Origin of the sequence: Bacillus sp. 7884-1, assembly GCF_002272245.1 — a bacterium.
Classification (GTDB): domain Bacteria; phylum Bacillota; class Bacilli; order Bacillales; family Cytobacillaceae; genus Neobacillus.
In genome coordinates, this window is record NZ_NPDD01000051.1 from 1 (window position 1) to 10,754 (window position 10,754).

Genomic DNA, 10,754 nt, shown 5'->3' on the forward strand with positions numbered 1-10,754 from the left:
CCCGAACGGAAGAAGTTTTGGCTTGGGTAACTAAGAAATTTCCAAATTTAATGCCAAAAATTGAGTGTGGCCCCATTGAATACAAAAAGGAACACCTTAAAAAAAAGTTGTCTAGTTTAGTGTTGACAAAACATTTTTTAATTCTTTCTCAGTAAAGTGTTTTTTTGGCATTTAATTTTTTATCTGATTCTCCTCTTTTGTTAATTATACATAAAAGTACCCTATAGGGCAGACCTTTTTTTAGTGTCTACTCTATAGGGTACAGTATAAGGAAGTTTATCACTTATGAAACTTTACGTGGTAATTATTAATTTATCCCTAGTGCTGACTTTATAGACTCAATCGTTTTACCATTGTATGCCTTTACAGCAGTAGGAGTATCTAAAACATAATCGTTCTCTTTTGTGTAATTAGCTTCAAGTAGCTTGAAATCTTTTGCATCAACCGTTCTATCAAAGTTTATATCTGCATTACGGTTATTCGTTCCCCAAGATTGTTCAAATAAAATCACGTCATGAATATCGATCACATGATCTTTATTAATATCCCCTGCTCTTTCTAATACAGTAGGGTAGAAAATATTCTCGCCAATAAAAATTTCCCCATCTTTTCGACCAATTTCCATTGGTGTGTAAGTAGTAAAATGGCCAGGAATATCAATGATGACTGTATATAGCTGTTCAGTAATTGGCAGCTTATTAAAAAGGATGTTTCCATTTTGTTGAATTTCTCCATTGTATGATTGACCTTTAGAGTCTTTCACACTAGCTTGTGCACCAATAGTCCTATAGTCGATTCCAAAATTAAAGCCGCCGTTTGCATTTAATAATCCTTGAGCATTGACTTTCGCTGTAGCTACAGAATAGGCTGAATAGCTTGGCATAAATCCGATTTGGAAGTACGGGAAAACCGTTGTACCACTTAGATCTTTATAAGTAGCGTTATTCACAAAAAAGAATATATTATTTACATTTACATATTCATTTGCGTTTGTTTCCACTTGCATATCAAATAATGGCATATCTCCTGTTACTGTTAAACCATCCCCAGGTGCTTTGATATTAATTGTATTCGATTTGCTTGAAGTGCCCGTTGCCGTAGCTGTAAACTGTGTATCGCTAGATAAAGCCTGATTTTTATTAAATACTACGTTATTAAAATATTTTGATGTGTAATCAAACCTGATGGTTAAATCTTTTGCATTTTGCAAACCATGAGCATAGAAGGTATAGGTTACTTGATCACCCATCTTAATAGACTCTTTATTGGGTTTAGCATAAATATATTGTGTTCCTGGCTTAACATAATAAATGACTTTAGCGTTTGTTGTGTTACCAGCTTTATCTGCACCCACAAATTGGAGCTTATTTACTGAATTAAACCCAGGATCGACTGAAATTTCTTTCGTAAATTTGCCATTTTCATCGGTAGGAATGCCCCATGCCGGAGAGTTCGGTCCGTACCACACATTATTTTTTGATTGATTAACATTAATTCCGTTTGCTTCCATTTCGAAAGCTTCTTTATCGATCACGCTTCCTGATAATGTAACTGTTTTTTGGCCAGGTGCCAATTCCACAAATGGAAGATTACCTTTAGGCAGCGCATTTGTATCGTCTAATTTGAAGGTTGGAATACTATCATCAATGTAGACTTGGTCTGTCTTTATAAACTGCTTTCCGTCAAGATTTGTACCAATGACTTTCATTTTGTATAATCCATCCGCTGCTAAAACAGAGGTATATCCAATTGGCTTTTTCGCATTTCCTGTGAACGGAAAATATCTTCCGGCAAAACCACTTTGAATGTAAAGATCTGCGTCGATCGGCGCGCTAGATACATCAATGGATCTGATTAAACCTAAATCGTTATTTGTTTTAGCATCTACTAAAATAAAATCCAATGTTTTCATCGGTGAATTCAGTTTGAAATCTAAATCAGTACTTTTTACACTATAAGGACTTTGTTGACGATTAGGTGCGATACTTGGTGAATGGACTTTAAAATATTCAAATCCTTCTTCCACTAGACGGAAGCCGAATGGAATTTGGAAATGATTTTCCGGATCCTTTTGATCTACAAAACGGATATATCCTTCATAGGTACCCTTTTTGGCAGTAGTTGGAATCAACAGGGATGCTGGTATCGTTTCCTGACTTTCCTTTTTAACCTTAACATCCTCCGGCACGACTAAAGACACACCATTCTCTTTAGCATCTAAGGACCCTTTAACCCCAACAGTGAACTCGACCGAAATATCAAACTTCTGCATCTTATCACTATGATTCGTCACTAGTACATTCGTTGTTTTTGAGATGTCCTCTTTATCGATCGGAATAAAACCGTAGCTAAGGCCGCCTGTTTGCTCACTCATCATTTCTTTTACATTATTTTTAATATAAGGTGTTTCGTCTTGAACTGCGAATTCTGAAGTCGTCTTTATCGCTTCATATGGATCTACTCTTCCTGCCCCTGTTTCAAAAACACTGTATTGATTTTTTAGAGGTTCGGCTGTATTCATTAAGACTGTTTTCACATCTGCAGGTGTATATTCAGGATGTGCTTGTAACAGTAATGCTGCAATTCCAGCTACATGCGGAGTTGCCATCGATGTACCTGACATTCTTTGGTAAGCTGTGGAATAACCGAAACTCACTTTGTCATTAATATAAGAAGGTACGGTTGATAGGACAGATACCCCTGGCGCCGTTACTTCTGGTTTAATATCATATAATGTTCCAGATGGCCCTCTAGAGCTAAAGCTAGCTAATTCATCACCTGGAATTTCACCTTCACCAAGAGCTCCGAATGTAACACTCGGCGTACCGTTTTTGAATAAATCATTGACTGCTAAACCATCTTTATTTGTCATTGACCATACAGGGATATTATCGTTGCTTTCTCCAAGGTAAACAGGAATTTGTCCTTCTGCAGCATTATTGTTGTATATGATAACGCCTGCTGCCCCGTTTTGCTTGGCGTATTTCATTTTATCTATAAGTGCATGGGTACCTCGTGCGACAAATGCGATACTATTTTGAACGTTTTTGCCTGCATAATCGGTTGGTCCGCCTTCTCCTACATTAACAATGTTAAATGTTTGACCAGATAGGCTCGAGAAATCATTGGTCCATGTTTTGGTCATCAATTGTAATGTACTCTCAGTTTCTTTACCAGTTGCTAAAAATTTACTTGCAAATGTCGTGACATTAGTCGGTGTAGAGCTAGCTCCAACCGTTAGGGCTAGTGCCGCTGCGCCTGGGGAACCTAATGTATACATTCCATTATCCCCGGAGTTACCCGCTGCTACTACAGCCGTCACACCGCTTAATACAGCATTATCTATTGCTAAGCTAGTGGCTTCCAATGGATTGTTTAAGGATGCACCCAACGAAACGTTAATAATATCCATCCCATCAGCAACTGAGCGATCAATCCCGGCAATTACCGCCGAATTTGTTCCTGATCCATATGGGCCCAATACACGATAAACGTATAAATCAGAATCAGGTGCAACGCCAGTTACTTTATAATCAGAATCGTTTTTAGCTTGACCTGCAATAGTACCTGACACATGTGTGCCGTGGCTAGTGTAGTACGGTTTTCCACCAACTACTTCTGTTTTTCCGGACGTTTTCCATTGAGCATATGTTGCTTCCATTGGATCGTTATCATTATCAACAAAATCAAATCCACCATTGTATACGTCCTTTAAATCAGGGTGATTATAATCTATTCCCGTGTCAATGACACCAATCTTAATATCTTTTCCGGTATAACCTTCTTCGTGCAATTTATCAATATTTAAAAAAGGTATACTATCGACCTTTGTCTGCTCTTTCTCGTCCTCTATTGGAGCTGGCGGATCAATTTGTACTTTTCTTTCACTAAAAACGGCTTTAACCGTATCCATTTGCATTAATTTATTAATTTGATTTGCCGGAAGCGACATTGTTACTCCGTTAAATGCATTCTGATAGGTATATTTAATATTAAAATTATCCTTATTAGATTTCTCTTGTTTTCCTATTTTTTCTTGTAAATCCTTTTTAAATTGAGCATGTGACGTTTCAACCTTTTCTTTCGCTTTTTCTATCGAAATAGATTTCCCTTTGGAAGCTTCTACTATTTGAGCTACTTTGGCTGGTAGTTCTTTGAATTCAACAATAACCGTTACATCTTCCTCACTAGTTAAGTCCACATCATCAGATAATCGCAGTCCAGTCTTTAATTCTGAGGATTCTAAGTTTTGCAACACTGCTCGTTGTTCCTCAGTTAAAGATTGCATAATTTTCTCAGCTATACTTTCACTCGTTATAGCATACGTCGGCTTTTGGGTAATCATCGCAGAACCCAAAATACTACTACTGGCTAACGTAAGCACAGTTGTAGCTTGAAAAACTTTTCTCTTTATACTTTTCATCTTTACAACCTCCTGTTTCACTCAATATGAATAAAAAAACTTCATCATTTACACTATTCAGAATAATCATTCTTTTAATATAATAACTTGAAATTTTCATGAGGGGTATTGGGGGAATTGTAGGTGAAGCTTGTCCTAATTTTTTTAACATTAAATTACAAAAAAATGTTTTTTCGACAAAATCAAAACATTTTTCGGCAAAATTATTGAAAGTTTGATATTAACCGACAATTTAGTTAATAAAAATGTGTATGAAATATGCGTTCTTTTGAATAACCATTTATTCAAATTCTCCCAAATTTACAACATTATGAATACTTTGGCTAATTATAAATACATAAATAATTTTTGTTATGGAAAAGAAAATTTAATCATCGTTTCGTTATTCATTAGCACTTACATAATAAAGAGAATTGGAGGAAGAAAAATTGGAGGAAAAAGCGCACAAAAGTAGAATTCAATAAATATAGAAGGAAAATAGTCAGAGAGTAATCAAATTTAATCTCTCTATTCCAAAAACAGCTGAAAAAGGAACATATGAGGGATGTATCGCCATTACAGAAATACACAGTGTTAGAAAAAAGTTGTTCATTACCGAAACAGCAGCAAAAGAGGTCATTACTAGCAAAAAATCTTTCACCATCTTCTTTTTTTACACCATCGATGCTATTTAAATTGACAGGGTGGGTGCTAAAAACCCGTATTTACAAATGATGAAGATCCAACGGAAATCTACCAAATTCCATTTGGTGAAGTACATCAATCGTATAAGTGGTGGCACAGTACCGTTGAAATGTCTAATCAACATGGAGAGATAGTCACTAGGCTAATGAAGATTCATTTAATCATGCAAGGCAATTCTTTATCGGATAATAAGGTTCTCGTATGACTAAAAGAGGTTCACCTCCCAAGGGAGGCCCCGACTTATTAAAACGGAAGATGTTACGACTTCAGAAGTGTTGATGATTAAATCGAATTGGATTAGTTGGAACGCCGTTTGCGGTGAAAGTCGCTCGTACTGGTGTGGACAGGGGGAAAGGGGAGAGATAACTTCAAACCCTTACCTATCTGTATGAACAATGAGGCATTGGTGCCCTTAATTTTAGAAGGGCTACTTATGCATGTAATGAAACGTAGGAAGGTAGTCTAAGGAGACTAGTTTTCGTTATATTTCTATATTTAACATAACACGATTGTGGTTCTATAAATACAAACTTATCATTCTCATCTTGCTTAGTCAGCTGATAAATTCTCTTTTTTTCATCCTTTGGAACACCAAGCTCCATAATGCCTGCATACTTACCGTCCTCATATGATAAGAGCCAGCCAAACTCGCCTTTTCGGTACCCATTAACAATCACGTTTTTATATAGGTAATTAATCACTTTGAGCCAGGAGTGTGACCGTTTCCCTATTTCATAAGAGCTGTCCTTCTTCTTCAAGACAATACCTTCAAGACCTTGCTCTTTAATAAGTTCAAAGAGCGGAATACCGTTGCTATCGATACACATTACTTTAGATAAAATGGGAGTATTAACAGGTATGAGATCATTAAGTATTTCTTTCCTTTTATATAGGGGCAGGTGGGTAACCTTCTCGCCTTTATGATACAGCACGTCGCCTACAAATGGGCTGGATCCTCAAGGGATAAGAGAATTTAGGGAATACTTGCGTTCAATTACAAAAGAGGGAATTTCTGTCCTCGTATCCTCCCATTTATTGTCTGAAATGCAGCTAATGTGTGATCGGTATGCGATTATAGAAAAGGGGAAGCTTATTCATATTTCTTCGATTAATCTGTTAAACGATCAAAATCAGGAAGTACATACTGTCATGTTAGAGGTAAGCGATTTGGAAATGGCTCTCCAGCTTCTCAGTGAAAACAATATAGGAGTTGATTTCAAGAAGGTGGACCGGAATCAGTTTTCGGTGATCCTAGATAAGGACTCGATTGCTGCTGCCAATCGGTTATTGGTTAAGAACAATGTCGATGTATACGCTATTCATACAGTAACAACCTCGCTTGAGGACCGGTTCCTGGAATTAACCGGCAAAGGGAGTCAGGAGGTAAAAACGAGTGTTCTTGTTAATTAAAAATGAATTAGGGAAGATTTTTGGAAAGAAAGCTAGTTGGATTTATATGTTAATCATCGTAATCGCGGTGGCTCTTGGAGGGATTCTTGAGGATAGAATCGGTGGGGAACCTAACAATAACTGGCGCGAGGAAACCCAGGCCACTGTGAACCAACTGCAGCAGGATTTAGAAGCGGCTCCAGAAGAAGAAAAAGAATGGATGGCTGCCGAACTTAAACGGCAGCAGGGCTATCTCGATGAGAATATTAATCCAAATGCAAAGAGTAATTGGCATTTTATGAATATGACTGTGTCTGGTGTCACTATGCTGGTCACGCTTTTTGCTGTTATCGTAAGCAGTGCCAGTGTATCCTCGGAATTTTCCGATGGGACGATAAAACAACTACTAATCAGGCCGCATGAAAGATGGGTCATCCTTTTATCAAAGTATTTATCGGTGATCATCTACTCCTTGCTGTTGCTGATTGTGCTCATTCTTGCAGGTTTCGTTACAGGCTCGATTCTTTTCGACAGCGTGAATTTTAACACTAAATTCTTTGAAACCACACTTGAAGGACAGAGAGTAGCCGAGTTGGGACCACAATTTTTCTTGAAGACCGTGTATTACTTGCCAAGTCTATTGATTCTCATCACGATTTCCTTTATGTTATCCACTTTGTTTAAGAGTCAGGCTCTGGCAGTGGGAATCGGAATTTTTGTTTTATTTTTATCTTCAACATTGGGCGGACTCATAGTGTTTCTCGCCGAAAAGTATACATGGGCCAAATTTTTAATTTTCCCTCATTTGGATCTTACCGTGTATGCACTACAGGACAACATACTTGGGGATGTAACACTTCCAGTCTCCTTACTAACCTTGGCCGTGTACTATATCATTTTCATTGCCCTAACGTTTACAATCTTTCAGAAACGGGATGTTAGTATTTAGATTGGTGAACTTAGCACTCTAGCGTGCCGCTGATCAAGGCGGCATTTTTTTATTTTTTTTAATGGATAAGATAACGGTGGCTGCAGCTAAAGAATGGGCTGAAATTCACCATTAACAGCTCATTTATGTTTATAAAAATGGTGCCCTGGCCCAAGAAGGAATAAGGCACCTTTTTGTTGAAGTCTTCTTCAGGTGCTAGAGTTCAAGGTCTGCAGCATATACAACTAGGTTTTTTTAGATAGATAAAGGGGAATCTCGTTGGAGAGGAATCCTTATTGTTCTACTATATTATATTTCTTCATCAGTTTCTTGGCTTGTTCGATTCCTTTTTCTGTTAGATACACTGATTTTGATTGCTTGCTGCCATAAATGTAATCATTCTCTGTTAATTCATTCAATGACTCAAAAGGATAACCCTTCCAACTTCTCTGAGCATCACCTAATCCATGATCTTCTGTAAAAGATGTTAAATGCAATAATAGTAACGTTAATTCATCAATCTGATCCTTCATTTTATGCATCCCTTTACTTTTTACAAACATTATAACTAAGACAATGTTCAAATTTCAAAGTATGAAATATAGCCAGAAGAAAAAGATATTATTTTGTCAGAACAAAGGTCGTATTATCTTAATCAGTAAAGGATGCTTGAAATACTGCCAAAACATAATCATTGTATTCAAACAGTGTATATGAGGCTAATGGGAGGTGTAATAACACTTGAATATGACCCAAGTAAAGGTTTATTTCAGCTTATATTGAAGTAACGGGGGGCGAAGCTTCAATTACGAAGGGGCGCCTTTCTTATTGAACAAAAGTGTGAGGTTTGTTAAACAAGAATATAGATACAAAAAAACAAAGGGGAATGATTTATGATTGATTTCGGTTGGCTTAACATTGGCAGCCTCGTGCTTGGACTAATTGCTTGGATACTTCCTATTGTTAATCTCCAAAGAGATAAAAAGCAGGAGAATAAGAAATGGGTCGTTCTTTCCTTTGTAAGCATTAGTGCTTGTGCTATTTCAATATGTTTTCAGATATTCTACAACTATCATTTGGTAAAGATTGAGGATTGGACTGCTCTTATGGACACAATAGGTGCTGTGGCTTTCGCCTCGGCAGTTCTTATTGTCATTACCATTTTATTAAATGCACTTACTTTTATTTTAAATCGTGAAAGAACTGCAAAGTAAGTTCTCATACCCCTGTTTTTTGAAAAGGGGGTATTAAAACGGATTTAAGAGTTCAAGGATGGTTGCAAAAACCATGAATGATTATTTTAAATTAAATCTTCAGCATTTTTTAAGACAAGCTGCCGCATTTGGGTTGCTTTTTAAGCAGTGGGTGCTTTCCTTTATAATCCAGCTACTTTTTCGGTAGCCATTTTTTATTGAACAAAAGGGATAAGGTTAATGGAATAAGATGCTTATGGCTGTTTTGAGTAAAGGGTGAAAGCACGTTGTAACCCAAATAATAGTGATAATATTTTATGAATTGGAAAAAATAGTGTTTAGGAAAGGAGGGATTACGAATGTTTGTGAAAAAATGGTTAACAGGATTGGTCGTTTTACTTACGATGATTGTGGTTGTGGCCACTCCAGGCTCACTTGGTGTTTTTGCCGAATCCGGTGTCGTAACACAACCTATGGAGACGGTGGAAACGATTGAGGTCGAGTTGAACGATGATTACTTTAATCCGAAAGTCATCACTATTTCCAGTGGAAGAACGACAACTTTGATATTGAAGAACAAAGGTAAGAAAGAACACACCTTCACAGTGGAAAAGCTCAGAATTGATGCCGAAGTCCAGCCGGGAAAAGAAAAAACCATTACAGTGAAACCGAACACGCCAGGTACATATGAACTGATATGTCGGTACCATTTCAATGAAGGAATGGTTGGAAAAGTAATAGTCAAATAACAAGCAGGGCCAATCGGGCCTTGCTTTTTTAATAGGCAACGGTAGTAGCTTGTTATTAGACAAACGAGTGTGAAGAAAATTTAACTCTGGCGAGGCACCGTTATTGGTGCCTTTTTTGAGTTCTAAGAGTTTTATGTAATAAAAAATAAAAATATATTATTTTTATAAAATAGTTAATAGTTTAGAACTTGTCCGATTATTCTAGCATAACATGTTGGTGTAAGAGCTCTTTCAATAAGGTTGAAAGGGGGGAGAAAAATGTCTATAAATCTAGTTACAGTAGTTCTTGTGTTGCTTCTCTTAGTAGCTTTACTTGTTGCTGTTTTACTTGGCACTCCAGAACAACAACAAATCATTATTGCTTGTATTACTGAATTGCTTGGTTAATATAATGTAGTAACATAGTTCCCATCAGTATCATGCCCCTTTAATATCACTGCCTATTATGGTTAGTTGGTATTATGGGGGTTTCCATTTGTTGATGTATTATTTTTTTATTGTAAAAATATGATTTTAACCCATTTTTAGATTCTATGGCTTTAGCTAACACACAAGTTACCTTTTTTCATAGTATGTAACAGTATAGGACGAGAATCAGTTCTCCCTGTTATCCCAAGATAAAAAAGGTGGAGTTTACGACATGACGAATGAAAACGAATCCAAACCAGAGGTTAATAACCCTCTTCAAGATAATAAATCTATAGATTTAAATGGGATCATGAATATTGCAGGTTTATTACTTAAAAATCCAGAAGTATTGAATACCGTTTCAGATGTAATGAAACTTACTAATAACGGCCATGAAAACTCCAAAAAACCAGAAGAACTTCAGGGAAACACAATTTCAGCGTTGCAGAAACAAATAACAGAAATGAATGAACAAATAACTGACTTACAAAATCAAATAATTAAAAATAATGAGGAACTAAAAGAATTAATTTTAAAAATGCAAAGCTCCCTTGCAAAGCGAAAGTTTTGGTTCTAATTTGAAGGGATTTTCGTAAGGGAAAAATAAATGCATAGTACCGAAGAGTGGAGAGAATGGTAAACAGAAAAATAAGACTGCATAAAAGCAGTCTTATTTTTCTGTCTAAAATTCAATATGTTAACCTAGTGATTGGAAGTCACTAACGATTCCACGAAAAAAGTAAATAGTTACTTCTTAATAAATCACAGGGGGAATGGTTATGGATCATACTTCAGATATAAGTTCTGTTTGGATAAATGGAGAAAAAGAAACAGTTTGGAGTGCTATTACAAAAGAAGATAAGCTCTTACAATGGTATGCACCAGGTTCTCCTTGGAAAATACCGAAGCTAAAAGCTGGGGAGAAAGTAACCTTTACGTTAATGCCCAGCGTTCATAATAATTTGATAGAGGAATATCCA

Annotated in this window: 9 protein-coding genes and 1 pseudogene; 7 read left to right on the forward strand and 3 right to left on the reverse strand. The window is 36.5% G+C overall.

All coding sequences use genetic code 11. The features are described 5' to 3' along the window. Positions 1–307: 307 nt before the first annotated feature. Complete coding sequence (locus CHI06_RS06515; protein ID WP_095247615.1) at positions 308–4,423, reverse strand: S8 family serine peptidase; 4,116 nt, start codon at positions 4,421–4,423, stop codon at positions 308–310. A gap of 1,115 nt (positions 4,424–5,538) precedes the next feature. Next, a complete protein-coding gene (locus CHI06_RS06520; RefSeq protein ID WP_095247616.1) occupies positions 5,539–6,039 on the reverse strand; it encodes an ATP-dependent DNA ligase in 501 nt (166 codons plus the stop codon). A gap of 52 nt (positions 6,040–6,091) precedes the next feature. Between CHI06_RS06520 and CHI06_RS29675 the strand changes: the two genes are divergently transcribed. Together CHI06_RS29675 and CHI06_RS06530 are read left to right on the forward strand one after the other, a co-directional pair. Continuing rightward, the gene (locus tag CHI06_RS29675; protein WP_179292549.1) at positions 6,092–6,517 is read left to right on the forward strand and encodes a hypothetical protein; all 426 of its coding nucleotides are present in this window, start codon (positions 6,092–6,094) and stop codon (positions 6,515–6,517) included. Continuing rightward, positions 6,501–7,445, forward strand: a complete 945-nt coding sequence (locus tag CHI06_RS06530) for an ABC transporter permease subunit (RefSeq protein ID WP_095247617.1) — start codon at positions 6,501–6,503, stop codon at positions 7,443–7,445. Before CHI06_RS29675 ends, CHI06_RS06530 begins: the two co-directional genes overlap by 17 nt. A 272-nt stretch (positions 7,446–7,717) precedes the next feature. Here the strand turns inward: CHI06_RS06530 and CHI06_RS06535 are convergent, their stop codons facing one another. Next, complete coding sequence (locus CHI06_RS06535; RefSeq protein WP_095247618.1) at positions 7,718–7,957, reverse strand: DUF6429 family protein; 240 nt, start codon at positions 7,955–7,957, stop codon at positions 7,718–7,720. A gap of 360 nt (positions 7,958–8,317) precedes the next feature. Between CHI06_RS06535 and CHI06_RS06540 the strand changes: the two genes are divergently transcribed. The 5 genes and pseudogenes from CHI06_RS06540 to CHI06_RS06555 all read left to right on the forward strand — a co-directional run. Next, positions 8,318–8,638, forward strand: a complete 321-nt coding sequence (locus tag CHI06_RS06540) for a hypothetical protein (RefSeq protein WP_095247619.1) — start codon at positions 8,318–8,320, stop codon at positions 8,636–8,638. Positions 8,639–8,976: 338 nt separating this feature from the next. Continuing rightward, positions 8,977–9,366 carry a cupredoxin domain-containing protein gene (locus tag CHI06_RS06545; RefSeq protein WP_095247620.1) on the forward strand — a complete coding sequence of 130 codons (390 nt, stop codon included), beginning with the start codon at positions 8,977–8,979 and terminating at the stop codon, positions 9,364–9,366. A 258-nt stretch (positions 9,367–9,624) separates the two neighbouring features. Further along, complete coding sequence (locus CHI06_RS30405; protein ID WP_257009181.1) at positions 9,625–9,753, forward strand: hypothetical protein; 129 nt, start codon at positions 9,625–9,627, stop codon at positions 9,751–9,753. A gap of 253 nt (positions 9,754–10,006) precedes the next feature. Next, positions 10,007–10,351: a hypothetical protein gene (locus tag CHI06_RS06550; RefSeq protein ID WP_095247621.1), complete on the forward strand. Its 345-nt coding sequence runs from the start codon at positions 10,007–10,009 to the stop codon at positions 10,349–10,351. Positions 10,352–10,553: 202 nt separating this feature from the next. Beyond that, positions 10,554–10,754: pseudogene (locus CHI06_RS06555) on the forward strand (hypothetical protein); the annotation flags it as partial.

What these genes read in the sequence shown, in the direction of transcription:
- CHI06_RS06515 (WP_095247615.1), bottom strand. Translation starts at nt 4,423, where the DNA reads ATGAAAAGTATAAAGAGAAAAGTTTTTCAAGCTACAACTGTGCTTACG.
- CHI06_RS06535 (WP_095247618.1), bottom strand. Translation starts at nt 7,957, where the DNA reads ATGAAGGATCAGATTGATGAATTAACGTTACTATTATTGCATTTAACA.
- CHI06_RS06540 (WP_095247619.1), top strand. Translation starts at nt 8,318, where the DNA reads ATGATTGATTTCGGTTGGCTTAACATTGGCAGCCTCGTGCTTGGACTA.
- CHI06_RS06545 (WP_095247620.1), top strand. Translation starts at nt 8,977, where the DNA reads ATGTTTGTGAAAAAATGGTTAACAGGATTGGTCGTTTTACTTACGATG.
- CHI06_RS30405 (WP_257009181.1), top strand. Translation starts at nt 9,625, where the DNA reads ATGTCTATAAATCTAGTTACAGTAGTTCTTGTGTTGCTTCTCTTAGTA.
- CHI06_RS06550 (WP_095247621.1), top strand. Translation starts at nt 10,007, where the DNA reads ATGACGAATGAAAACGAATCCAAACCAGAGGTTAATAACCCTCTTCAA.